The sequence below is a fragment of the Paenibacillus polymyxa genome (assembly GCF_018614975.1).
GTDB lineage: Bacteria > Bacillota > Bacilli > Paenibacillales > Paenibacillaceae > Paenibacillus > Paenibacillus polymyxa_E.
The window spans coordinates 41413-67754 of the sequence record NZ_JAGGNR010000016.1 but is presented as its reverse complement, the minus strand read 5'-3'; the positions used below and the strand labels follow the sequence as shown (position 1 = coordinate 67754).

Genomic DNA, 26342 nt, shown 5'->3' with positions numbered 1-26342 from the left:
TAACATAGCATGGGAGAAGAGTCGAGTCTCTTGCCTATTTACTTCTATTTCATGCAGCTTAATTGTCAACAATCTGTGAAAAAGCCTCTTTCACTTGTGCGGATTCTACCAGCTTCTCGCGTACAGTCGAATTCCATAGCTCCGGGTTCTGAAGGTGTTCTAATTCCGTACCTGTCCATTGCCGGGCAGATTCACGACGTAAAGTATGGCTGGTATTCTCAAACTGGTAGACGATCTGCTCCAGATTATCGATCATGACAAAGTTGGCAACCCCATTATATATAAGTATCCGCTCAAGCTCTTCTGCGTCCATCTCATGAGTATCCATGCTGTAATTCACCTGAGCCGTGAACGTATCTGGATACAATTGGTAACCATTCAATCTTTCACGCAAAGGCAAAGCCTGATTCAGATGACTAAGGTTCGAATGATCACCCATGTATGGACTGCGATATTTCGCTAAAGCGGCAAAATCATGTGTCAGCGGGTTCTGCTGCTCTTCCTCGTACTGAGTCTGTTTCGCCTCGATCTTCGGATTAACGAAGCCTTCAACTATCACTAAGCCAATGATGCCCAACACAACAAGTGTTATAATCCATATGTTTCTAATTCTCATAACGCATCACTCACTTCATACTTACTAACGATCCGACACGCCCGATGCACAACCAAAGGAATAATAATACTCAGTAATGGGATGGCAAAGGCAATGACGATCACAGCAAACTGGTAGGGTCCATCCACCTGAATGGGTCGATTAAACCAGATGTTGCTTCCGAATCGCAACGCTGCCTGCGTTCCCCATAGTACGAGTATTAATGCCGCCCACAACCACCATATTCTGCGATTCCACTGCACTAAGGCAGGGATTCGAATAACCGTTGTTTTCACCGAAGTTGCAGAATCGTTCGACTTGTTGATCAACAGATACAATACATACATGCCACCAACAATGAGACTCATGATCATAAGCAGATTGTTTATGGCGGAGCCTTGCATCAGCACTCTCATTGGAATGGTAATGATCCAGGCTATGAGGCTATAAATCAGAGCAGACTGCAACAACGCTGTGCAGTAAGGAACACGTTGTACCCTTCGATGGTCACTCATCACTTCATCCATACCAGCGATATGCTGAATGGCGGTCTGGAACGCCTTCTCTTCACTCATCCCCTGCGAGATATAATCGTCAATCCGTGCAGCGAGATTGCTGTGAATCTCTTCTTTTAATTCTCGGTTGTCTAATGTATCTTGTGCGTGAGCGAACAAACGATTCACATGACGGGTGATGCGAGCTTCCAATCTCATAGGTCTTCATCTCCTTTTTCTCCAGTGACAATCATGCAATCAATCAGTGCCTTGGCTGCCTGCCAAGCTTGAACCTGCTCTCTATAGGCTTCGAGGCCTTGCGCTGTAATTCGGTAATATTTGCGTCGTCCTCCCTGCGTCTCTTCCCCCCAGTAGGACTCCACATATCCACTCTTCTCCAGCCTCTTCAAACTCGAATAAAGCGTAGGTTCCTTCAATTCAAACTGCTCTCCGCTCTTGCGATAGATCTCCTTAATAATGCTGTAGCCATAGTTATCCGCGGGTATAAGTACACTCAGAATAATGGGGTCAATATTGCCCCGAATCAGGTCACTGTTAATTACTTGCACATCCATCTGCGAGTTTCACCGACTTTCTTCCGTCCTGTGTATACTATAAGACATATTACTATGTCTGTAAAGGTAATATGTATCATGTAGTAGATATGCATCGCAAGAGCAACATTAGCAACATTCCTTTCTTGCTCTTCGTTTGGAAGCTATGGAGCCTTTGTTATCAGTGATGTCGAAAAAATAAAAAAACAAACAGGGCCCCTCCATTGGAGAAGCCCTTACTCACTTTCTATCTATTGCTGCACTTTCTCGCGATCTTTCCCTTTATCGGATTCTCCCGCATTTTTGTTCGCAGCATCCCGATCCTGTTGCATCTCTTCAACCGTTTTCACCTTGAGACGCGCTGCACCTTCATACTCCTTCGTTGGAATCAAATCACCTGCAGTAAGTCTTGCTTCTGCCGCTGCAATCGCATCTCCGTACTGCGGCAACCACTGGGCTTGCGCAACCAGCATCTCGTCGACCATCTGCCAGATTTCTTTTGGATTACACACGGCACCCACGAGCGGGTCCATCATAAACGCCTGACGAAGTAATTTGTCGTCTCCGTTCACCGCGGCTTCAACCGCGAGCCGTTGCACGGAGATGCTCACATTACATACGGCAGCCGGGCCAAGTGGCAGATCCCCTACATGCGGCATAGAGATACCGTTTCGATCCACATATCCCGGTGCCTCAATAATTGCATCATTCGGCAGGTTGGAGATCACCCCATGATTAACGGTATTGAAATGTCCGCGATAGACACGTCCGGTTTCCAGTCCCTCGATAATATACGAACCGTGCTCCTCGCCCCGTTTTTCCGGAATGAATTGCATCGGTTCATCCTTCATCCAGTTAGGAAAGTCAGTCTCGAACCAGTTGCGCCCCTCGGTACATACCCGCAGATACCCACCTGTCTCTCCGTTAATCCAGTTGCCCAGGTCGATCCATTCGTTAATCTCTTCCGGACGTTTGCGGTACCACGGCACATATTCACTCAGATGACCATTCGATTCCGTGCTGTAGTACCCAAAACGGCGCAGCATATCGATCCGTACTTTCTCGGTGCGGCTGTACTCTGGATGTTTCTCGAAGGCTTCGAGCAGATCACCTGTAAGGTCTTTGCCCTCATGAGACGCTTGAATATACCAAGTCTGATGGTTGATGCCGGCACAGACAATATCCACTTCACTCTTTTTCAATCCAAAAGCTTCCGCAATCTGATGATGACCATGCTGTACGCCATGACACAGTCCGATCGTCCGCACTCCGCCGTACTTGTTGCAAGCCCATGTGAGCATCGCCATCGGATTAGAATAGTTCAAGAGCAGCACGTCGGGTGTGCTCTGTTCACGAATATCTTTACAGATGTCCAGCATCTCAGCAATTCCGCGTTGTCCATACATAATGCCACCTGCACACAACGTGTCGCCGACACATTGGTCTACCCCATATTTCAGTGGAATATCCACATCGGTTGCAAATGCTTCCAGTCCCCCAACACGAATCGTACACAGTACATACTTCGCATCTTTCAACGCTTCTTTCCGATCCGTTGTTGGCTGAATCTGGATATTCAATCCATTCTCACGAATATCCCGCTGACACAGCTCAGTCACCATGTCCAGATTGTGCTGGTTAATATCGCAGAACGCAATCTCGATGTTGTTAAATTCCGGTACCGTGAGCAAATCCCTTAGCAACCCCCGTGTGAATCCGATACTTCCTGCCCCGATAAACGCCACTTTAAACGACATGTCTATGTCCTCCCCTAATCCGAATCTTTCGCTTCGGTTAATGACTCTCTTCATGAAATCATTGTACCAACGGCAAAAGGGGAAGCGTTATCAAAATCATGACCTGTTCAAGATCTTGTTGTCAAAAATCCTAACTTTTACACGCCAGTTCCACTAATCGATATGTATTCGATAATAACTGCAATCGGTTCAGTCATCCGACGGGTACTGACTAACATGTCGTTCCATAGAGGAGCGAAATTCAACTGGCGTACGGCCTGTATATTTTTTGAATAACATATGAAAATACTGACGGCTCCCTACTCCAACATAGTCGGAGATCTCAGAAATTGGAATATTCGTCTGCTGTAGTAGCATCTTGGCCTTCTCCATCCGAAGCATCGTCAGGTAATCGGTTGGTGTGCGCTGCGTGTGCTGACGGAAAATGCGATGCAAATAACCCGGATTCAGATTGACGGCTGCTGCAATGTCCTTCATCTGAATATTTCGATCCATATTATGATGCATGAATTCAATGGTTCGTTTGACATACAGCTCCGCCTGATCTGGCGCACTCCGGCTCATTTCTCCGCGCAGACGTGCAACACGGACCAGCAACTGGATAAACAGTGTACGCACCAGCATACCCTGTTCCGGGGACGAGAGATTCCGGGCTTCGCGGTGATGCGACCTTTCTTCTGGTGGAATGATCTTCATCGGCACAGTTGATCTTCCTTGCTCCAACAGACCGCGTTGATCGAGTTCCAGCACCAGACTTTTCATAATGTGGTACACCTCTTCCGGGTCAGGCAGTATCAGATATGGCGAAGCATTAGTGAGTAGAGTGTGAACTTCTTCCTCCTCCAGCGCGAGCTGACGGATCGATAACTGTCCGGGAGGTGAGCCTGAGAATCCAAACTCAACATTAAGCATCCGGCAAGGCACGCCATCTTCCACCAGCAAACGGTGAGGGACACCTGCGTCGAGCATAATGAACTGTCCTTTTTTCAAAATAGTCTGCTCCGAGGTCCCATCTGGCATCTGCACATCCACCCGGCATATTCCCGAAATAATATACATGATCTCCGTCGAATCATGATGGTGATAGGACATACGATAGTTGTCCCACTGCTTGTAATAGTACGCGTAGAAACGCGGCCCGCAGTCCTCTGTTCGCAATGCCTCCTGATACAGGCTTCCTGTCCAGCGCTTCGCAATGCTCATATCCATACCTCCATTCCTACAACGATCGATCCTCACTTTTCTCCATTGTAGCAATTCTATCGAGTGGATATAAACTGTCCTGACTCAGATGATGATTGCAATATTAAATTAGATAAACATATAATTAGTATATTATCTAATGATTTATGTGAACTATCTATACTTAAAGGAGGTTTCTACGTATGAGTACCACCTTTCATCTGGTGAGACATGGTCTCAAAGAAAGACGAATCGGTGATGTCTCCCTCACTTTCGAGGGGACTTTACAAGCCGAAGCCACAGCAATGCATTTTGCCAGAGCTGCCTTTCCTGTTGCTATAATCTTTACCAGCCCACTTCGACGAGCCCATGAAACCGCCAGCATGATTGCCCACCATATTCAATCCCCTATCACCGTAGATCCTCGCCTGCGCGAACGTGCCAATTGGGCCGATTGCCCGGATCAGTCATTCGAAGAATTCATTGCGATGTGGGATCGATGTACGTCTGATCCAGATTACATTCCACCCGTGGGTGACTCGGCCAAACAGGCTGGTGAACGTCTGGCATTCCGATTTTATAGCTAAGCAGAATCAATTGATCCCCGAGTGCTCCATCACCACATTAATTCATGAGAAAGGAAAATACACCCTCAAAGACTTTGCATCCGTTAAACATCTGAAATTCTGAATGATTGTTTCACTAAGCTTAATCGAGGATATGCTAAGCTCCAACAATCCGGAATTGTTCCCCCTCCACAACAATAGCTTGTGCATTCGTAATAGGTACTAGAGGTACCTTGGACTGATACTCTGCAAGAACTTTTTCTGATGATTCAACAAACGGAAAGCATCCATGATGCGGGACCGGATAAAAATCGATGACATTTAATGCACCATAACTTTTAAGGCTCGGGGCCACCGTGGAATCATCCATTTCTTTCACATATTCAATATGAGGCGATAAGATTATAGAGCCTGCTGACTCTCCAATGTAGATCTTTCCAGCCTGAATGTGTGCTCGAATCCGTTGGTCCGCCCCGCTTTTTTTAAGTTCTTGAAGTAGAAAAAATGTATTCCCACCCGTCACATAAATCATATCGTTTCGCTGTAAGGTACTCTCTATTTCTTGAGGTGAGGCTGAGGATATCTCCAACTCATCCACCACCAATCCCAATTCCTCAAGGGCTTTTCGGCCAGCCTGTACATAATCATTGTATTCCTCTTGAATAGCCGCTGTAGGAATAAATGTGACCGTTCTCCCCGTCAATTCTTCCTCAAATGCACCAAACAAGCTCGCTGTCTCTTCAAAAGATGAAGTCAGAAACAATTTTTTCATCTTTAACGCCTCCCATCGCTTTTCCTTCCTCTTCATTAAAACATGCAATGACTGACAGCTTGATGTCAGTCATTATAAAATAAGAGTGATGAACCTACGTATAGAATAAATAAGGAGGGATCAGTTATGAAATTGGAACGCATGCTCGCTATTGTGATGTTGCTTTTGCAACGTGGCAAGGTTCGTGGAAAAGATCTCGCCGAATTGTTCGAAGTTTCTCTGCGCACCATTTATCGGGATATAGAATCCATTAATGCAGCAGGAATTCCCATTACAACAAGCTCTGGTGCCGGTGGTGGCATTCGCATTATGGAGCAGTACAAACTGAATAAGGGCTTATTTACTACAGATGATATGATTGCCATGCTGACTGGACTCGGCATAATGCAAAGCACATTCTCAGGTAAGGAAGTATCCCATGCACTGGTTAAGTTGAGAAGCATTGTTTCAGAAGAACAGTTTCATGCTATGACTATGAAAACAAATCAGATGATGGTGGACTTTACGTCCTGGATGGGCGTTGATGACTCCGACACCGTTATTAAGTCTATCAAATTAGCCCTGGAAAAAATGTACACTTTAGCTTTTTCTTATTATAATCGCAAAGGAACCGAGCAGCTTCAAGGTGTGGAACCTCAACGACTGGTGTTTAAGGCAAGCTATTGGTATGTGCAGGCCTATCTGCCTCAAACACAGAGTTGCAGACTGTTCAAGTTACGCAAAATGTATGCGGTGACGGTTGAAGAAACTCCTTTTACTCAGCGTATCATGCCACATCCCTTCTCTGATTTTACCAATCAGATGCGCGCCAGAACTTTTCCAATTAAAGTACTCATTAACTCATCCGCTCTGAATCGCATGCTGGATTATTGCACGATGGAACATATCACCGATCTCGGAGATGAGCGATATCAGGTGGACCTCCCTTTTATAGACGATGATTATGGCTTCGGTATATTAATGAGCTTTGGAAGTAGCCTTCGTTGCCTAGAGCCGGAACATGTTCGACTGGAATTAATTCAACGAATGAACGCGGCAACAGAGCAATATACGAGATACGTCCCTTAATACATAGTTCCTTGCCAATAAACCGCCCCCTAAGAAAAACTAAGCCAATCCTAACTTTTCGATTGCATCCCCGAATGCTTCAATCCGCCTCTGATCTGCAATCATGGAAACTATCAAAAAAGCTCTGAAACCTCCATGTGTCGAGACACATTGGGATTCCAGAGCTTTTAAGCTTCCTTCGATGCCAACTTTTAAAAACCGATGTTTCTTTTCGTTTCAGGCTGATCATGAACACATGTTGTATTGCTATTGCCAGCTATTGCTCATCCCGTCTGTTTACTTTCCACCCTTACCTGGCGTGTAGAACTTCGGCAGCGTTACTTGTGACCAGTCCATATCCGACGCCATGTAGAAGGACGGATAGGAAGGCTGGTTGTATCCACTGTTCTGTCCAGCAATGCCTACACGATACATCGCATCATGCATGAGCGTGTACAGCTTACGATCTGTCTTCTCGGTACTCAGATAGATGCGGATCGCTGAGCTGTCGGTGGTTCTCACCAGCATCTCTTCCCGCCAATCCCCGAAGATATCAGCCACAAGAGAAGGTGTACCTTTGGTGTGATTGTTGGTTAATGTGCCTGTTGCGGTTAGCAGCGTACCACGCTTCCAATCCTTGATCGTAGGCGTGACGTTGATGGCACCGTCTACGATCTGAGTCGTCATATCAGCAGCCCAGCGGATATTCATATTTGTACCCGGCATCTGATCACTGATTTTCTCACCGCTCGCTGTCCATAATCCTACAGCCCATGTCTCCAGTCCACGACGGGTTGGATCAACATCTCCCACCATGCCGCGTCCGGTATCTTTGCCCGTGTACCCGCCATAGATCATTTCTCCGGTCTTCGCATCACGCAAGGAATAGCCGTATGGCGCCCAAGGACCACCCTCGTGAACCATGAAAATCTCAAGTCCCGGACGATCCGGGTCAATATCTGCCACATGAAGTGCATCCCCATGGCCCAGACGGGCAATCGTTCCCGGTGCAGCACTCTCGGCAGGCATCAGGTCTGAGGAGCTGTAAAGCACGCTGCCATCATGATCAATCGTAGCAGAGCCATAGACGATCTCCTGTTTGCCATCTCCATCCACATCCGCCACACTGAACGAGTGTGCACCCTGGGTGGTAATGGATCCGTACTCTGGATCTGTACCATCTACACCATGCGGCCCGTCATTGAACGGGTTCTTCATCGGTGTCCAGCCGCTGTCCACTTTCCATTCCTTTTTCAGCTTTTTGCCGTCCCAATTGTAGGCAACCATCGTCGAACGTGTATAATATCCGCGTGCAAAGATCGCAGACGGTTTCTTGCCATCCAGATACGCCACGCCTGCCAGGAAACGGTCCACCCGATTCCCCGGTTCAATTCGCGCCATGGCATAATCGCCCCACATCAGACCATCATCATGACGCTCGGGTTCATATGGAATGGTCTCCAGCTCTTTGCCTGATTTCCCTTCAAATACCGTAACATACTCCGGTCCATCCACGATAAAACCTTCAAACTTGCGCAGCTCATTTCGGTTACTGCGTTCTACCGCATATACATCAATGAAGTATTCGGCCAGGCTCTCGGCATCCAGCTGAGATAATGGGTAGTTATACTTTTTCTCCATTCCAAAAGCCTCTTCCAATGTTGCAGGCCAGTTCCCCTTCACAACCTCATCATGTTTATGCCAATTTCTGAACATATCCACTACGTGGTCGAAGTAACCGTCAGCACTCAACCGATAATCATCTTCGTTCGAGTACCCTGCCTTGCGATCCTGCTTGGGAAGTGTGATGTACTTCTCGGATGTTACTTTTCCTTTTTTGTTATATTGGATAATCTTGGTGCCCGGAGCGGTTTTAAACATCATCTCAGCCTTGCCATCCCCGTCAAAATCGTAAACGAGCATCTGTGTATAATGAGCACCCGCACGGATGTTAACCCCAAGATCGATCCGGTACAACAATTGTCCGTCCAAGGTGTAAGCATCAATGTAGGTTTTACCGGTGTATCCTTTTTGCGATACGTCCTTGGCGTTGGATGGGTCCCATTTGACGAAAAACTCATATTGGCCATCCCCGTCCACATCCCCCACGCTCATGTCATTGGCGGAATACGTATAAGCTTCTCCCGCAGGTGTCACACAATCGGCGGGTTTTTGCAGTGGAATATCCACATACCCGTTCGCCCAAGGTTTGACGGATGCACTGCGTTTACCCTCCTTGCCCTTTTTGTTCACCGCTGCCACTTCATAACGGGAAGAGGATTTGCCCGTGGCATCCACATAGTTGGTGCTGTCCGTGACGGTAGCGATCTTTTTGCCATCACGATAGACGTTAAAGTCCGTACCTGTCAGCCCTTTGTCGCTATACCCTGTGGCTTCATCCCCGAGCAATCTCCAGCTAAGAAAAACACCTTCGGATGTCGATGCAGCTACCAGACCCCGATCCAGATATTCCAGTTGAATGCTTTTCAAGTGACTGCCCCCTTTGCTGGATTGCAGACTGGCCTCTGCCACTCCATTGCTCTTCGAAGCTTCTGCTCCGGTGATTCCTGCTGTTCCTCCAATGAGCAAGGCTACGCTAAGCGCGGATGAGAGCACTTTGGCTGCAAGTGGCATACGTGGTGTCCGTTGCTTCCTATGACTGAATTGCAGACCTGAAGCCGCCCCCTTATGTACAGGCGTTGTTGTTTCTGAGTTCATCTACCTTCACTCTCCTTGAGACAGAATAGGTGATTACCTTCAAATGTTTACGCTTACATTTTGTCCGTCGGTTTCTATTATAGACACCCTGCCTGCCAGACCATAGGCAGATATCCGTCCAAAACGATCAATATTCAGTGTTTATGAGGATCATTACTTACGTGGAATCACGTATAATCAGCGAAGTCTTGTAGGTTTTCACTATTGGTGCAGATCGTATCCCTTTCAATCGCTGGCTAAGACATTCCGTAACATCCCTGACCATATCGGGAATACAATTGGTTAATGTGGTCAGTTCCGGATGGGTCATCAAGCCGACAGAATGGTTATCAAACCCGATGACAGACATTTGTTGAGGCACAGATATTCTTCTTTGCTTTGCTGCTCTCAGTAAACCCGCAGCTACAAAGTCACTACCTGTAATCATGCCATCTGGCAATGAATCAGAAATAAACAATTGTTCTCCCAAGGCATAACCATCCTCCATAGTTACCAGACCTGCATAACATTGTGATTTCGCACACGGAAGTCCGAACTGTTGGTGAGCCCGTTGAAACCCGTTCCATCTTTTCTCTTGCAATGGTGTCAGGTAATCCATACAGAAAAACAGATGACGACGTCCCCTCGACAGCAAATAAGAGGTCGCTTGAAAAACCGCATCTTCTTCATCCAGTCGAAAGACATCGAGAAACTCCCCGTCCATCGCTTCGTTGCATATGATCCCGATGCCTGAACCTAACCATTCTTTAATTTCGCTCTCCGAGAAATGGGAATGCGCAATAATTACAGCATCCATCTCCCGATGTAACAATCGGGCATACACATCACGTTCATACTCGCGGGATAATTCGGTCTGATAGATGACAAGCCGATACCCCATGGAGCCTAAGGAACGACCTAATGCACTAACAAGCTGGCTGAAATAGGGATGCTCCACATCGGGGACAAGCACGCCGATATGATTGCTTGCCTGCAGGCGGAACTGAACCCCATGCGTATTGCGAACATATCCCAGCTCCTTGATGGCTTCTTTTACTTTTTGTCTGCTTTCAATGGATACATGAGGATGGTCGTTTAACACACGGGATACCGTCGATTTAGAAAGACCGCTTACACGTGAAATATCAATTATGGTGGGCAACATAAACACCTCATAAGAAAAGTATTGACCTGGGAACGTTCCCAGCAACTATGCTATCGAAAACAACCTCTAGGGAGGAATGATACAGATGGAAGTCACCTATATCCCGGCTGTAACTGAATATCTGATATTTTTTGATTTTGACGAAACGTATTACCCACATGAATGTTTGCCTGAACAACTCAAAAGGGTATACGAGTTGGAAAGATATATCCAGCTCCTTGCCAGAAATCATCATGTAAAGGTAGCCTGGGTCACCGGAAGCAGCATTCAGCAAATACAGGCAAAAATGAAAATGGCCGGCATGACGCAGTTCCCTCATTTTATAGCGAGTAACCTGGGGACAGATCTATGGGAAGTCCGGCATGACGGACAATTGCTCACCATTCCTTCCTGGCAAAAGATCATTCGAGAATCTGGATTCTCCCGTAGAGATGTAGAAGATTTAATTGGTGAATTGAAATCAATATACAACATTGTTCTCCACGAACAGACTCAGTTTGGTCAATCCGGTTACAAAATGAACTACTATTATTATGCAGAATCTTTAGTCAAAACCCAATATGATATTCATATTATCAGGCATCTGGCTACCAATCACGGAATCGGAATCAATATCAATCAATGTAATCCCAAGGCGGGTGATCCGGAGCACGCCTATGATGTCGATTTTATCCCCGCAGGAACCGGAAAAAAAGCGGCTGTGCGATTCCTGATCGATTACAATCAGGTACTAATGTCCAATACATTGGCCTTCGGTGACAGTGGAAATGACATCGAGATGCTTCAGATGGTTGCCCATGGATATCTTCTTCAGAATGCAACGACCGAGGCAAAATCATACCACAATAACGTTGCCCCATATCGATACGCCGAGGGAATTTTGCATGTATGCAGAAATTTCTTTGGGGAGTAATTCATGTTTTGGCGGAAGTTCTATCGATTGTACAATGTAAATACCGCCACTTTCCTCAACGGAGAAGGGCGGTATTTTACATCCTATTGACGGGTTACCATGCTTGTAGCTTATCTTAACTCCGAATTACAGATCACCGATGGTTCCTCTTAAGGCTCAATGCCCCATACCAGGTTTCCATCTTGGTAGAGCGTTACCTTGTTCCAATCCTGGTAAGCTGTTTTCGTTGGATCGAAGGAGTAGTCGTTACTCTCGTCAAAGTTGGACCAGTCTGTTTTGTACATGCGAAGCTGGATGTCTCCAGTCTGTCCACCAGCCTGAATGCTGCCAGCACCAGATGTGAAGCTCAGCTCAACATACGAGTCTGTGAAGGTCCGCTGGATATTGGACCCGCCAACTTGAGCGTAATCGATGGCAGAATCCATCGCAGCCGAGCCTTCTTTAGAGAAGTAATAACGGATCTTCAAGTCACTCAGATTCACATCGGTACTGCCCAGGTTTTTGATGTTAAAATACGGTTTGATCTGGCTATCCTGCGCATTGGTATCTCCAGCACGATATTGCAGAACAAGATCACTGGTTGGTACAACGACACTTTGAGGTGTCGCGGAAGCTACAGCGGAATTGGCACTTTGCCCCGCTGTATTCACTGCACTTACCACATAATGATACGTTGTGCCGTTCGTGAGGGCAGTGTTGGTGTAGGACGTACCACTCACATTCGCCGCGATCGTTGTGAACGGACCTGATGCACTCAGCGCGCGTTTCACATTATAGCTTGTCGCACCTGCAGAAGCTGCCCACGTCAGGCTTACCTGAGCATTGCCTGCTGTCGCTGTTAAGGCTGTTGGTGCAGCCGGTGCCGTTACCCCTGCAACCGGCGTAGCAGTTGCTGTGGCAGAGTTAACACTTTCACCTACTGCATTCGTGGCCGTTACCACATAATAGTAGGTTGTGCCATTAATCAGTCCAGTGTTACTGTAAGACGTTCCACTCACATTGGCTGCAATTGTTGTGAATGGACCTGATGCACTCAGTGCCCGCTTGACACTATAACTTGTAGCCCCTGTGGAAGCAGTCCACGTCAAGGAGACTTGAGCGTTACCAGCAGTAGCCGTCAATGCTGCTGGTGCTGCCGGAGCTGTTGTTCCACCCGGAGGATTGCCTCCACCGTTACTTGCAGGTAGGACAGGGAATGAGTTTTCCACCAGCATCACGAATTGATCATGGAACCAGTGACCCGATACCGGAGCATTAGGCAATGCGCCTGTTAATACACCATCCCGAGTGGTGAAGGTCGGATCACACATCCGGTCAAAGCCTTTGCCTTCGTTATTCGGAATTTCGGAACTGGAGCCATCGGATTCACCCGGAGGTTTCACCCATACATAAGCATCCAGATGTGCGGGTCCCGGAGCAGCCTTAGGTGCTTCACCTATGCCAGCTCCACTGGCATTACACCAGTTTCCCCGATGCTCCCGGCGATCCACACGTCCGGAATTTACATAATCGTTGATGTTGCTGCCCGTAGCCGATGCTGGACGGTCTACCCCGCCCCAGCCATTCCGGCTAGTATCAATCAGGAAACCTGTGCTGCTTGGCCAGCCGGCTTGTACAAAATCGGCATACAGTGCAGCAGTGAAATCGGTTTCGTCAAAATAAGGATTCCACTCATAAAACTTGGCAGATTTAATCGGTTGTCCACCGATATTGAGATCCGGGTTGGACAGGTTCGGCTCTCCCAGCGGTGTAGTGTTCGCTGTATTCGTAATGAAACCATCTGCACTGCTCAGACCCGCGGCTGTCCCTTGCACAACACTTGTATACAGCGCGACTGCTGCAGAACGGTTGTTATCCCATCCAAGCCAGCCGGAGTGGCCGATATCCAGATAGTTGTATACATTCGGAATGGCGTGCAGCTTTTCCAGTGCATACTTCACACCCGCCTCATAGATACCTGTTGAGCTGGCTTGACCACAAGCTGGTGTACTCAGGTTGGTCACAAGGTTAGGCAGACTGTCCGGTTCAATGACGGCAATAATGCGAATATCCTGATACTTCGGATCTGCGAAGATATCTGCGAGCACATCAATATAATCCGTTTTATATGTCTGCAGTGCTGCCTGTGTTAGTGGAAGTTCACCGTTCGATGCGAGTGCATGACAATCCCGTCCGGGCAAGTTATAGATAACGAATGAAGCGGTTATGGGTGTACCAGGTTTCTTTTGGGCGAGAACGGCATCGAGATGTTGCTCTACGCTTTTGCGACCAGCGTTATCCGGGCCGCCATAGATTGCAGCAATGCGGTCAACCCATACAGCCGTTGGATACGATTTGACCGTCTCCATCTTGGCCTTCAGCGATGTATCGTTGGTCAGCGCAATGGACGTATCCACGAGAGCCGAATAGTCCTGGTTCAGATAAGCCGTTGCTCCCACAAATGGATTATCCACATGTGCCTCAGCCGCCTGAGTCAAGCCTGGAGACAATCCAGGGAAAATCCCCGCAGCGAGCAGCGTTGCTGCCAGCATTTGTTTTACACCTTTGCGCAGGATCTTCTTACCTCTCGATTTGGTTTTCAATTTAGTCTTCATAGTTCCACCTTTCCTTTAGTTAGATTGGGTTGTACTCATGTCTGATCCTCTGTGTCATTATGATGCTTAGCACGAAGAGAACGTTCGGATGAGTTGGTTGTATCACCTCCAAAAGAAATGGTTGTATGACTGGAATCTTGAGCAAACAAATGGTGTGTGAGGGCGAATCATGTGAGTGAGTATAATATGGTGGGTGTGGTTGAACGTGTGTTAGACATGAAGAAGTGTGAACAATGACTTATGGGATGTCTGAATCCTAAATTTGGGTAAGCGCTTTCTTCAAGGAGTTAAAAAAAAAGGCCTTCGCCTATCCATCTACAAACATGATGTACGGTGTCACCTCCTTATGTTCTGATTATACGACATGTAAAAATTACTGTAAATTGAATTAACTAAATTTAATTATATTTTTTTTCCATAATTCAGGCAGGAATCTGGACATCCCTTGCCCCTAACCACACCAAAGGCTCATCATGGCTAAATGCCACGATGAACCTCGTGTTTTTCAAGGTCGATTCGACCGTTCGTCTAGGGCAAAACGACTATATCTCCCGGTTTCAACCCGCTAACTACTTCCGTCTTGTCCCCCGATTCCATTCCAGCCTGGATCGTCAGCGGCTCGGTCTGTCCATTGCCTTTGTCTAACAGTACGTAAGGTTCGGTCTGATCACGCATAATGGCCAGGCTGGACACAACGGTCACTTTGTCCTTCCGCATTGTCTCGATATCGCCTTCCAGACTCACGCCTCCATACATTCTGGCGTCCGGCTTCAGATCAATGACCACGTCAAACTGGGAAGCTTGCTTGAGGTCCGTATCGGTACTCTTGCGGGCGAATTTGGACACCTTACTTACCTTCCCGGTGAATTGCAGGTCTTTCTGCGCTGTCATTCGCACCTTAACCGACATTCCCACCTTGAGCCTGAACATCTCTTCTTCACCAACAATCGTCATAAATTTCAGTTTGCTGATGTTTGTAATGGACCCCATCAGCTGTCCTTCCGTCACCGCACGTGTCTTGCTGTCCTCTTCATTCATCTGAAATATACCGGAAGCGGAAGCATATACAACAGACTTACTTATTACTGCCTGCTTTTTCTGTATCTCCTTCTCCTTGAGTACCAACGCTTTTTGATTCAATTCATTCGTCAGACGTTTGCCTTCCCGATCTGCAAATGCCTTCTTGCGCTCCTCTTCCGTCACGCCAAGTGACTCGCTCATATTCGCCTGATCCAGGCTAACCTGATTCATCTTGTTTTCCAGCTGAGCTTTCTCCAGATCACTCTGCAACTGTTCCACTTCCGTTTGTAACGTTGAGGTATCGAGGGTAAACAGGATATCGCCTTTGCTCACCTGCTCACCACTTTTCACATGCCACTGCTTGATGTTGGAAGCATACGGAGCAAAAATATCCGTCTGATCAGTGTATACGGATTTCCCCTTCACCTGTATCGTTTGCGTCATCGTTTCCTGTGTCACATCAAAGGTAATCGGGGGCGGAATCTCTATAGGCGCCTCCGGTTTTGGCTTGTACTTTTCATACAGCCAGTACCCTGCACCTGCCAAAAGTACAACAGTGATGATGATTTTAATCCATTTCTTCATGTGCCCAATTTCCCTTTCGCTGATAAAATTACATTGATTTGATCACAGTTAATGCGTTGGTTCGGGATGCGATGATTGCCGGATATATCCCCGATACAATGCCAACCAGAACAGCAAACACGATGCCAAGTGGCAGAGCCGACTGCTGAATAACCACGGTCATCGGACCATTCATCTGATCTGCCATCTGACTCGCCAGCAGACTATTCACCCCGCCGAGGGCAGCAAAGGCAATCCCCACACCAGCCACGCCGCCCATTAATCCAAGCATCGCTGCTTCCGTAATAAACATCTGGCGGATCTGCCACAGATTTGCACCCAGCACCTTCATGACACCAATCTGTTTACGCCGCTGATGCGTAGACATAATCATCGCTACGATAATGGATAATGAGGCCAGCAGCATGATAAAACCACCGATCCCCAATGCCGCTTTCTGATACATCGCCAATTGGCCTGCCATCGCTTCCTCCTGGAACAGATTACTCTGTGTGTTTAACGTCAGCTTTTTAATCTGTTCTTCCACCTGGGATACATAACGTTTGTCCTCAACCTTGACCAGAGCTGAGTTAAGTTGTTTGGCCGCACTGCTATCGGCCTGCTGTAATCCAAGCTCATCCTGCAGTGCACGAGCTGTATCGAGTGGCAAATATACTTTTTTATCGCTTTGAGCGCTCATCTCATCCATGTTGGAAGGTTTCGTCAGTTCTCCAGACACGCGTATAGAGCCACTCATTTTGGTTTTGCTCGCATTTGCATAATCTTCATATCGGAACTGAATACGCTGCTGAACCAGCTGATCCTGCTTCCCTGACATTTCCGTAAACTGCTCCAAAAGCTCATTGTTATACGGATCAGCATTCAACTGCTCAAATAACTTCTGAGTTACTTTGGGGTCCACGAGTCCAAATGCAGCCCCATAACTGGTCACTGCTATACGACCATCCTCTGCCCCACGTCCCTCTGCATACTTGTATCCAAACCCGCACAGGGTCTCCAGCTGGGTACCGATGACCTCAACATATGTGCTGCGACCATCCGGAAGCACCATTTCCAGCGAATCCAGCTTTAACATAGGAGCCACAGCAACAACATGAGGAAGTCTTTGGATAATCTGAATCTTTTCCAACGTCAGCGCACCCCGTTCAAACTTCGATGTCTGACCGCTCTCCTTGCCGTTCCCAGTACGTATGCCTTCATTTGGCGTAATTGTAATTTCATCCATTTTGTAATTGTCGTTCAATGTTTTCTCGCTATAGGTCTGTACGGACTGCCCCACACTAAGTGCAATGATCATGGCGGCAGAGCCGATGGACAGCCCCATCATGCACAGCAGTGTGACCATTTTTCTGCGAATGATCTGTCCCCAGGCCATACGTGCTACATCCCGTATTCTCACATTTCCTCTCCTTTTGCCTCAATCTTCCCTTACAGCTTCTTCGACCAGTATTCCATGTTGCAGTGTAAGCACAACTTGCATCTGCTCCGCGACCTCTGCTTCATGTGTCACAATGACAAAGGTTGTATTCATATCCCGGTTAAGCTGCTGCAAAATCGCAATGATCTCTTCCTCCGTCTCGGTATCCAGATTCCCGGTAGGCTCATCCGCAAAGATCACCGAGGGTTCGGTAATGAGCGAACGTGCAATACTGACACGTTGTTGTTGACCGCCCGACAACTGAGACGGGAACAAGTTTGCTTTTTCACCCAGTCCCACTTGTTCCAGCAGCTTTAATGCTTTTGCTTTGCGTTTTGAAGGACTTATCCCCATAAATACCAAGGGTAACTCTACATTTTCCCGGATCGTAAGATTGGACAGCAGCTCATAGGATTGAAAAATAAACCCGATATGACTGCGCCTGAACTCAGCCAGGCGATTTTCACTGAAACGTACAATATCTTGTCCCGCAATTAGAATCTTGCCCTGATCCGGTTTCATGAGCCCTGCCATCAGATTCAACAGTGTGGATTTGCCCGAACCAGAACTGCCCAGCAGGGCTACCATCTTGCCTTCTCCAATCGTCAGGTTGATATCCTGAAGCACCGGCACGGTTCCCTGGCCATTGCGGAACGAGTGGGATAATTGTTCAACTTGAAGCATTACTGCATTTCTTCCTTTCTACTTGCTGTATATGTATGGATTCGCGTAGAATATTCCCTTTTCATTATAGGGTGGAGATGTATCCGGGCTGGCCGGAGTTGTATCCAACTTGTAACATGTCATAACAAAAAGACCTTGTCCGAAGAGCAGATATCGTCAGCTCTATCAGACCAAGGTCTTATACTCGTATACCTTCCGCAGCTTACCAGGCTCTGAAACTAAAGCGGTACATTTCACTTTTACCCACTGAGCTGCTTACAGCAAATAATTCATCGTCATTCCATTTCAGATTAATGAAGTTATCCATATTGCGATAGATCACCGTATCGGACGAAATCTTGCTGTCATTCAAGTAGGCAACATGCAACTCATTCTTCTGATTCTGACTGTCGATCGGGAAAAAGTAAGCGATTCGAGATTCATCTGCATCCAGATCGAAGCCCCAGATCGAACCTTGTAATAACAGATCATACTGCTCCTCTGCTGCATGATACCGATACAGCCCCTGTACCTTATTCATCGTTCCCTGGATGAGCATGTCACCATTTTTCAGCAACTTGTACTGTTGAATGTCTTCCATTGAAGCATACGTCTTCACTTCATGCTCATCCTCAAGCGATACACGATAGATGGCATACTTATCTTTCAGCATCACAAGTATATAAAACTGCTCGTGATCCTCACTGACCTGCAACACATCCATAACGATAAACGTATCACTCGAACCTTTCCCTTGTTTTGGTCCTGTGAACATCCTCATCAGCTCTTCATACGTGTAGATGACATGACTCGTCCCCTGGCTCAGATCAACTTGTTTAAATAACAGATCATCCTGACCGATGTAGGAGTCGTTCCCTGCAAACACTCGATAATACAGGTTGTCGTTCGGAAGCTTGCGACGTTCCCCGCTCTGTATGATATACTCATACGTTGTCTTCTGCGTCTGACCTGACCGATACTGGGAGTATATGATCTTCTTGTGATCCGGGCTGAGCGTTACGCCGTAATCCGTATTAGCCGCAATGTTCTTCACTTCCTTATCATCCAGATGCAGGAGAGACAGCTTGAGCCCTGAATAGGAAAATTCCGGTTGATTAAATATAATTGTATTCCGGTCTAACACTTCAAAATCAAAGATCGCAAAGTCATTTGGAATCTTGGTCGCCGACTCAATCTGAATCGTACTGCTTGGTGGTGGCGCCAGACGGCTGTTGAACTGCTCACTTGGCAAAATTACCGTTCTAGGCTTGAGATTTCCGATACTGAACAGGCTGCTAATCCCGAAAATTCCGCTGACAAATGCGATCAACAACCCGGACAGCATCAATCTGTCACGGTTTTTACGCCAAAATCCAGGATGTCTCATGCGTTCCTTTCCCCCGGAAGACTGATATTTACTTGTGTCCCTTGCCGCATGATGCTCTTCATCTCCACTGTTCCTCCATGACGCTCAACGATATTCTTCACAATAGACAACCCCAGCCCGGCACTGCCTTTCTCGGCCCTGTTGATTCCTTTATCCTGGTAAAAGGGTTCAAATACATGCTGGAGCGCTTCAGCACCGATTCCTTCCCCCTGATCACGGATCACAATAGCGATGGAATCACCTAACCGGAAGGATTGTACTTCGATGATGGAGTTCACATCACTGTACTTGACCGAATTATCCAGGATATTGAGGAAGACCTCCTTCAACTTATCCCGATCTCCCTGTAAATACTGATGTTCCTCCAGCTCATAGTGAATGCCTATATTGTACTTGCCCGCCTTAATCGACATGTCCTCACAAGCTTCACGAATAATATCTGATATATCGATACGTTCTAATCGGTACGCCTGAATGACCGCTGAGGAGACCGAGACCTCCAGAATATCCGCAACCATCGTGTTGAGACGCTGGCTTTCCTTGATGATATAATTCATGCCTTTGTCAAAAAAGTCCTGGTCGGTAAACCCGTTATCCCGTAAAATCTGGGCGTACCCCAGAATCGTCGTTAAGGGTGTCTTCAATTCATGCGTTACATTGTCAAAAAAAACTTTGCTTCGGGCCTGTACTTGCTTCACTTCGTCCCGCTCTCGCTCAATCACATCAATCTGCTCCCGTACCCGATCAATCATGACGGTGAAGCTTGAAGCCAGTTCACCGATCTCATCCTTGGTCGTAATCTGAATGTCCGCATTCAGACTTCCCTGGGCCACTTCCGCAGAACGTTTCGTGAGTACACGGATAGGTTGTGTAATTTTCCGGGAGATAAAGATGGATGCGATAAATACAAATACAAAAATAACCGCTGCAAACAACTTGATCGTATTTTGAAAACGAAGGTTACGTTTGAACAATTCCGTGTAATCCTTCTTCATCTGTACGATTCCAATCAATTGTTGATCCATCTGGAGCGGGAAGGACAGACTGGCTGTGACCCGGCCCTTATCCACAACTGTGGTGTAAGCAATCCGGGACTGTATGGCTTCCTCCACATCAGGAAGGTCAGACCGCTTAGCAACGTTAGCCTCTCTGCCAACAGATCCGTATGGCGAAGCATCGGGGCGGTATACTATAATCTCCCCACCAACGGCTGATCCAATCTGCTCCGCGAGCTCGCGGCTTCCTGCTTCAAGCGAGTCTCTGCTCATGCGTTTGTTATGAATCAGAAAGTACTGATTCAGCGCGATGTCCAGATTTCTTTTGGATTGCACCATATCCTCATGTACTTCCCGGTACATATTCTCCTGAGCTACCTTATTGGACAGAATCAGCAGAACCGAGAATCCGATAAATACAATGACCGAGAATAGCACCACCATCTTGAACTGGATTGTCCACTTCATGTCTGTACCTGAATATTCAGCTTGTACCCCACACCGAATACCGTTTCAATCATCGAGATACCTTGCACCCCACTATCCAGTTTCTTGCGAATCCGTTGCACATGAATGTCCACCGTTCGGGTATCCCCTGCAAAATCAAATCCCCATACCTTGTCCAGCAGTTCAGAACGTGTATGCACCTTGCGATGATAGGTCACGAGAAATAACAACAGATCATATTCCTTATTCGTGAGTCCTGCCCGTTCCCCGTCTTTCCACACTTCACGTTCATCCTTGCGGATCTCAATATGCTTGCCTAGCCTTACCACCTCATAGGACTGATTCTCCAGTGTCTCGCTAATCAGATCAATCCGGCGAAAGATCGCCCGAATGCGCGCAACCACCTCACGGATATCAAAAGGCTTCGTGATATAATCATCCGCCCCAAGCTCCATACCAAGTACCTTGTCCAGCATGTCCGACTTCGCAGTGATCATGATGACGGGTATCTTGGAGTTCACAGATAGTTGTCTGCACACATCAAAACCGCTCATATCCGGCAGCATCAGATCCAGCAGGATCAGATCCGGCTTCGAATCCCGAAGCAGATCCAGCCCCTCTTTTCCCGTAGCTGCTTCCTTGATCTCAAATCCTTCCTTACGTAACGAATAGGACAAAATATCGCGAATGGACTCCTCGTCCTCAATAATTAAAATCTCTTTTTGTCTCATGATACTTTCGTAATCTCCCTGCTCTATGAATTTCCTTCATCTGCTTTTATTTTGTATCCCAAGCCGTATGCTTGAATAGAGGGAAGCACGAAATGTTACAACTCCGATACAACTCTGAACCTTTTGGAAACAACCTCCCGATATACTTGGATCAGAAGAGACTCATACCAGACCGGACCCAAGCCTGATCTGTATCCAAGGGGGATTCACATCATATGAACAGCACACAAATTAATGATGCTTATGTCAACTATAAATCAGAAATCACAAGGTATCTATCCCATATCGTCAAACAACCGCAAGACGCAGAAGATCTGGCACAGGATTGTTTCATACGACTGATGAATGTTAACGTGGATATCCCTGAAGATCGGCTTCTCTATTATCTCAAACGCATTGCCCGTAACCTGGCAATGGACAGCTTCCGCAGACGGACCCGTACACTCAGACGAGACAGCCGTCTGGAGGTACCTACCCATCACGTCGATACATCCCACCTTGAAATTAGCGAAGGTGTTCATGATCTTGTCTCCCACATTAACAACACGGAACATCGTAAAATATTAGAACTTCGCCTCATCCATGGATACTCCATTAAGGAAACGGCAGAGCTGGTGAATCGCAGTGAAGGCATGATTAAATCATCTGTCTTCCATGCCGTCAATCGAATTCGGGCCAAAGTCATCTCATAAGAGATGGCTTTTTTTATACCGGAATCAATATATGAGGGTAGATTGGATAAATGAAGCTGGACCGAATGACCTACGGATATGTCAAAAGACCCAATTTTACAAATATCGAGTTAATTTTTACAAATTGTTATGACTATGTGAGATTTTCATGTGGTAGAATATGGACGAACTCATGAATCAACTAATATTTGGGAGGGATTTGGTTGGGTAAATTAACAGGTATGCGAGGAGTATTTCTAAAATCACTCCTGGCATTGTCCATGGCTTTGCCGCTTCAGATCGGATTATGGAACGGAGATGCATCGGTTCATGCGGAAGGACCGACAGACCCGGCACCGTTCATTCAGGCAAAGGTTGTGAACCAAAATGCAGGTAAAAAAGTATTGTTCGACAACTCTCACGGCCAAACGGCTGGAGCTGCAGACTGGGTCATTGATGGAGGTTTCTCCGACTTCGGGAATGCACTCGCGAATGATGGTTACTATGTCAAAGAACTTCGCAAGACAACTCCATTTACCTATGATGATCTGAAAGAGTACAACGTATTCGTTATTGCAGAGCCTCAAATTCCTTTCAAAACATCCGAACAAGAAGCACTGAAACAATATGTTGAAACGGGCGGCAGCATCTTCTTTGTTGGAGATCACTATAATGCAGACCGTAACAAAAATCGCTGGGATGGCTCTGAAGTCATCAATGGCTATCGTCGGGGAGCATTCGAAGATCCGGCAAAAGGTATGAGCACAGATGAGCGTAATTCTGAAGCGATGCAAAATATAACCAGCTCGGACTGGTTGTCCGATAACTTCGGCGTAAGATTCCGCTATAACGCTCTTGGTGATATCAATGCCAATATCGTCGTACCGGCAGATCAAGCCTTCGGAATTACAGAAGGGGTATCGGCTGTAGCCATGCACGCCGGTTCAACACTTGCAATCACTGATCCTGAAAAGGCAAAAGGTATTGTGTACCTGCCAAAAACCAACGCAAAATGGAATAACGCGGTGGACCAAGGCGTATACAACGGTGGCGGGATCGAAGAAGGTCCTTACGTGGCTGTATCCAAGCTGGGCGCAGGTAAGGCTGCTTTCATCGGTGACTCGTCTCCAGTAGAAGATGCATCACCAAAATACTTGCGTGAAGAGACTGGCACACGCAAAACGACTTATGACGGTTTTAAAGAAGCCGATGATGCGGTGTTGCTCGTGAATACCGTGAACTGGCTCGCTACGCAAGAAAACTACACAAGCCTGACTGAAGTGAACGGACTTGAACTGGACACAGCTACAGCGTTGTTGCCATTCGAAGAGCCGACTGCTTCTACAGAACCACAGGCTGAACCTTGGTCCGGACCTGCTGCCGGATACAAGTGGTACGATCGTTCCACGTTTAAGGCTGGTTCTTACGGCGGCCCTGCATCCAGTGCAAATGCTGCTTACAGCTTCGTGAAACAGGATACGCTTCCGAATGCAGAAGACTTCCAGATTCGTGTAGTTGTGGAGAACATGGCTCCAAACACAACCGTATCCGGATATAGTGCCGGTATCTATCTGACTGGCGGAACACAGGTCGCCATGGTCCAGAATGATAGTGGTACTTGGCCGACTTCGTACGGTTATAGCTCCACATTCAGTGTAACCTCGGACAGCCAAGGTCGCGGGATCAAAGATCTGAACGTCCGCATCAAACCGGGTACAACTGGCGCTGCGAGCTTGCGTCTGCGTCTGAATGGCAGCAACCTGATCACCAATGCCGTGACTGTTGGCAATGTGCCAGCAGAACAGCTTCCGGAAGAAGAAGGACCGATTCCAGCAGCTATCACAGTTGCTGAAGCACGCACCAAAGCCGTTGGTACGACCGTAACCATCGAAGGTGTTGTGACGACAGAGCCGGGTGCATTCGGTGGACAAGCCTTCTATCTTCAAGATGAAACTGCCGGAATCTACGTATTCCAGCATACTAGCGGCTTCCATGCAGGTGACAAGGTGAAAGTGACGGCAGCAACAACCATCTATAACAGCGAGTTTGAGCTTACGGATATCGTTGCGATTGAGAAAACAGGTACGGCTTCCGTACCTGCTCCAATCGAGGTTACTGCAATTACAGATGCGAACCAAGGTCAACTGGTTCAACTGAAAGATGTAACGATTGAGAATATCATCAGTGCTACACCAGTTGGATCTTTTGAATTCGACGCGGTAGCCGCAGACGGAACAAGCACACATATCCGTGTAGACACCCGTACAGGTGTGACGGAGACTTCTTTCCCTTATGCTGCTGGTGACAAAATCGATATCACAGGGGTTTCCGCTATTTTCAAAGATGTATATCAATTGAAACCTAGAAGCTTGAATGATTTTGTACCTGCTGAAGAGCAAGGTGGCGGCGAAGTGCCTTCCACTCCAGCTGCAGGAGCACCGGGTAAACCGGTGCTTTCTTCTGATAATGGATATACCACTGGCCTGTTCGAAGGTTCGTATAACGTAAGCATGAACCTCTGGTGGGGCGAAAACGGTTCTGAGTACAAACTGTATGAGAACGGCGTTCTGATCGATACACAGAAACTGACTGCGACTACACCTTCTTCACAGTTTGCCAAAACGGCGATTACAGGCAAGGCTAACGGAACATACACGTATGTAGCCGAGCTGACCAATGACAAAGGAACTACACGCAGTGATGAGCTGACAGTTCAAGTAACGAATGCTGCTCCAGGAAAAGCGAACTTGTCCCAAAATAACTGGGATGGTGACGGCAACTATAACGTATCCATGAACCTCTGGTGGGGTACGAACGCAACTGAATACCGTCTCTACGAGAATGATGTATTGATTGATACACAAGCGTTGAACGCGGCAACACCAGCTTCTCAAAGTGCTACAACGGAATTGTCCGGTCGCGCTAACGGAACGTATACGTACCGTGCTGAGCTGATCAACGCCGCAGGCGTAACCAGCACAGAGACGATTGCGGTTCAAGTGACCAAAGCGTTGCCTTTGGCTAGTTAAGAGCTTAAATTATTCAAACTTGTATAATCCGCAAAGAGGGCCTTTCTCCGTTTAACGGAGAAAGGCCCTCTTTCTATTTATTCTATGTTGTTTCGAGGAGCAAATCCGTCTCCAAATCGCTCACTCATACGCGCTTGAACTTCGTAAGCTTCTTGCTGATTGCGAGCTGTAGCGACCACATAAAAATTCTGGTCTGACGTCTGTCCTGCTCTGCCAAGATTCAGATTAATATTTTCCCACGCTGAATCAAACCAAATTAGTCCATGCCATAACGTTTCCAAGGGTTTACCTGATTTTAGATAATGAAGGTTCCCCATATGAATGCCTCCGTGGCTTTCCGCTACGTAGACAGTCATCATATCCCCAGTTGTTGTAAAATCTTTACCTTCGATTGTAATTCTGCCTTCGAACGTAGACTGACGAAATAGTGGACGGTAAATCGTTCCTTCTACCTTAATTGCAGTTGATTCGGTAGTTTCGGGATCAACCTGTGCATAGGTTACAGCTTCACGTGTAACATTGACTTCTTTAGGAAACTTGTAAAAATAAGCGAATAGACCACCACCAACCAGCAGTACGATCAACATAACCAGAATAGATGATTTATATGTCATTAGAACCTCCAGTTCACACCAATGGTCAATAAGTTAATCAGCACATCACTTATCTTACTTGAGAAGGAAACATTGGAGCTAGAGGAGAAATCGTCTTAACCGTTTTATTCTCTACTCCCGTCAGATCAATTCTAGTTACATAGGAATTCCTTGGCTGGAAAGTATCTAAAAAAGCTGCCACTGCTAAAGAACCCGACAGATCTTATTCGGCCATTTGGGCCGAATTTTAAAATCTAACGAACCTCAGCATCGCTATTTAACTACATTTCAGTTGCCAAAGGGTTAAATCGGGCAAAACGCAACAAATAGCGCCACTACGATTCGTTAGAATTCCAGTGATGCCTTATAAGGCTAAATAGGGACTCTCAGGTTCCTTAGCCCAGTTCCCGCAAGGCTATGCTACATTGTTTGAATTCTTTATCGCCGATGCAGAACGGGTTCATTTCA

At 46.9% G+C, this 26342-nt stretch carries 21 protein-coding genes; 5 read left to right on the top strand and 16 right to left on the bottom strand.

The annotated features are described in order from the left end of the window. Window positions 1-58: 58 nt before the first annotated feature. From J7E78_RS16045 to J7E78_RS16025, 5 genes are all read right to left on the bottom strand, one after another. On the bottom strand, window positions 59-616 hold the full coding sequence (locus J7E78_RS16045) for a DUF4825 domain-containing protein (RefSeq protein WP_215077239.1): 558 nt from the start codon (window positions 614-616) through the stop codon (window positions 59-61). Continuing rightward, window positions 613-1308 carry a permease prefix domain 1-containing protein gene (locus J7E78_RS16040; protein WP_215077238.1) on the bottom strand — a complete coding sequence of 232 codons (696 nt, stop codon included), beginning with the start codon at window positions 1306-1308 and terminating at the stop codon, window positions 613-615. The genes J7E78_RS16045 and J7E78_RS16040 overlap by 4 nt, the downstream gene beginning before the upstream one ends. Next, entirely contained in the window at window positions 1305-1664 is a 360-nt protein-coding gene (locus J7E78_RS16035; RefSeq protein ID WP_215077237.1) for a PadR family transcriptional regulator, read from the bottom strand. The genes J7E78_RS16040 and J7E78_RS16035 overlap by 4 nt, the downstream gene beginning before the upstream one ends. Before the next feature lie 230 nt (window positions 1665-1894). Further along, window positions 1895-3400: an alpha-glucosidase/alpha-galactosidase gene (gene melA / locus J7E78_RS16030; RefSeq protein ID WP_215077236.1), complete on the bottom strand. Its 1506-nt coding sequence runs from the start codon at window positions 3398-3400 to the stop codon at window positions 1895-1897. 189 nt (window positions 3401-3589) lie between these two features. Further along, entirely contained in the window at window positions 3590-4603 is a 1014-nt protein-coding gene (locus J7E78_RS16025; RefSeq protein WP_215077235.1) for an AraC family transcriptional regulator, read from the bottom strand. Between the two features lie 182 nt (window positions 4604-4785). On the opposite strand from J7E78_RS16025, the gene J7E78_RS16020 reads away from it, so the two are divergent. Continuing rightward, window positions 4786-5169: a histidine phosphatase family protein gene (locus J7E78_RS16020; protein WP_251035082.1), complete on the top strand. Its 384-nt coding sequence runs from the start codon at window positions 4786-4788 to the stop codon at window positions 5167-5169. A 136-nt stretch (window positions 5170-5305) separates the two neighbouring features. Here J7E78_RS16020 and J7E78_RS16015 read toward each other — a convergent pair whose 3' ends face one another. Further along, a complete protein-coding gene (locus tag J7E78_RS16015; protein ID WP_215077234.1) occupies window positions 5306-5920 on the bottom strand; it encodes a peptidase E in 615 nt (204 codons plus the stop codon). A 126-nt stretch (window positions 5921-6046) separates the two neighbouring features. On the opposite strand from J7E78_RS16015, the gene J7E78_RS16010 reads away from it, so the two are divergent. After that, window positions 6047-6988 (top strand): helix-turn-helix transcriptional regulator, encoded by a 942-nt coding sequence (locus J7E78_RS16010; protein ID WP_215077233.1) that lies wholly within the window; start codon window positions 6047-6049, stop codon window positions 6986-6988. Between the two features lie 276 nt (window positions 6989-7264). On the opposite strand, the gene J7E78_RS16005 is transcribed toward J7E78_RS16010, so the two are convergent. Both J7E78_RS16005 and J7E78_RS16000 read right to left on the bottom strand, forming a co-directional pair. After that, window positions 7265-9601 (bottom strand): rhamnogalacturonan lyase, encoded by a 2337-nt coding sequence (locus tag J7E78_RS16005; protein WP_215077342.1) that lies wholly within the window; start codon window positions 9599-9601, stop codon window positions 7265-7267. A gap of 241 nt (window positions 9602-9842) precedes the next feature. Then, window positions 9843-10829, bottom strand: a complete 987-nt coding sequence (locus J7E78_RS16000; protein WP_251035081.1) for a LacI family DNA-binding transcriptional regulator — start codon at window positions 10827-10829, stop codon at window positions 9843-9845. Window positions 10830-10914: 85 nt separating this feature from the next. Between J7E78_RS16000 and J7E78_RS15995 the strand changes: the two genes are divergently transcribed. Beyond that, window positions 10915-11742, top strand: coding sequence for an HAD-IIB family hydrolase (locus tag J7E78_RS15995; RefSeq protein ID WP_215077232.1), 828 nt, complete (start codon window positions 10915-10917; stop codon window positions 11740-11742). 149 nt (window positions 11743-11891) lie between these two features. Here the strand turns inward: J7E78_RS15995 and J7E78_RS15990 are convergent, their stop codons facing one another. From J7E78_RS15990 to J7E78_RS15960, 7 genes are all read right to left on the bottom strand, one after another. Next, the gene (locus tag J7E78_RS15990) at window positions 11892-14336 is read right to left on the bottom strand and encodes a glycoside hydrolase family 6 protein (RefSeq protein WP_215077231.1); all 2445 of its coding nucleotides are present in this window, start codon (window positions 14334-14336) and stop codon (window positions 11892-11894) included. Window positions 14337-14864: 528 nt separating this feature from the next. Then, window positions 14865-15941, bottom strand: a complete 1077-nt coding sequence (locus tag J7E78_RS15985) for an efflux RND transporter periplasmic adaptor subunit (RefSeq protein WP_215077230.1) — start codon at window positions 15939-15941, stop codon at window positions 14865-14867. 28 nt (window positions 15942-15969) lie between these two features. Beyond that, window positions 15970-17340, bottom strand: a complete 1371-nt coding sequence (locus tag J7E78_RS15980; RefSeq protein WP_215077229.1) for an ABC transporter permease — start codon at window positions 17338-17340, stop codon at window positions 15970-15972. 18 nt (window positions 17341-17358) lie between these two features. Next, complete coding sequence (locus tag J7E78_RS15975) at window positions 17359-18042, bottom strand: ABC transporter ATP-binding protein (RefSeq protein ID WP_215077228.1); 684 nt, start codon at window positions 18040-18042, stop codon at window positions 17359-17361. A 202-nt stretch (window positions 18043-18244) separates the two neighbouring features. Further along, the gene (locus tag J7E78_RS15970) at window positions 18245-19408 is read right to left on the bottom strand and encodes a hypothetical protein (RefSeq protein WP_215077227.1); all 1164 of its coding nucleotides are present in this window, start codon (window positions 19406-19408) and stop codon (window positions 18245-18247) included. Further along, a complete protein-coding gene (locus J7E78_RS15965) occupies window positions 19405-20871 on the bottom strand; it encodes a sensor histidine kinase (protein ID WP_215077226.1) in 1467 nt (488 codons plus the stop codon). The genes J7E78_RS15970 and J7E78_RS15965 overlap by 4 nt, the downstream gene beginning before the upstream one ends. Continuing rightward, complete coding sequence (locus J7E78_RS15960; protein WP_215077225.1) at window positions 20868-21581, bottom strand: response regulator transcription factor; 714 nt, start codon at window positions 21579-21581, stop codon at window positions 20868-20870. Before J7E78_RS15960 ends, J7E78_RS15965 begins: the two co-directional genes overlap by 4 nt. 215 nt (window positions 21582-21796) lie before the next feature. On the opposite strand from J7E78_RS15960, the gene J7E78_RS15955 reads away from it, so the two are divergent. Then, window positions 21797-22273 (top strand): RNA polymerase sigma factor, encoded by a 477-nt coding sequence (locus J7E78_RS15955; RefSeq protein WP_215077224.1) that lies wholly within the window; start codon window positions 21797-21799, stop codon window positions 22271-22273. A 221-nt stretch (window positions 22274-22494) separates the two neighbouring features. After that, window positions 22495-25281: a DUF5689 domain-containing protein gene (locus tag J7E78_RS15950; RefSeq protein WP_397330584.1), complete on the top strand. Its 2787-nt coding sequence runs from the start codon at window positions 22495-22497 to the stop codon at window positions 25279-25281. Window positions 25282-25358: 77 nt separating this feature from the next. Here J7E78_RS15950 and J7E78_RS15945 read toward each other — a convergent pair whose 3' ends face one another. Beyond that, window positions 25359-25895: a hypothetical protein gene (locus J7E78_RS15945; RefSeq protein WP_215077222.1), complete on the bottom strand. Its 537-nt coding sequence runs from the start codon at window positions 25893-25895 to the stop codon at window positions 25359-25361. Between the last annotated feature and the right edge of the window lie 447 nt (window positions 25896-26342).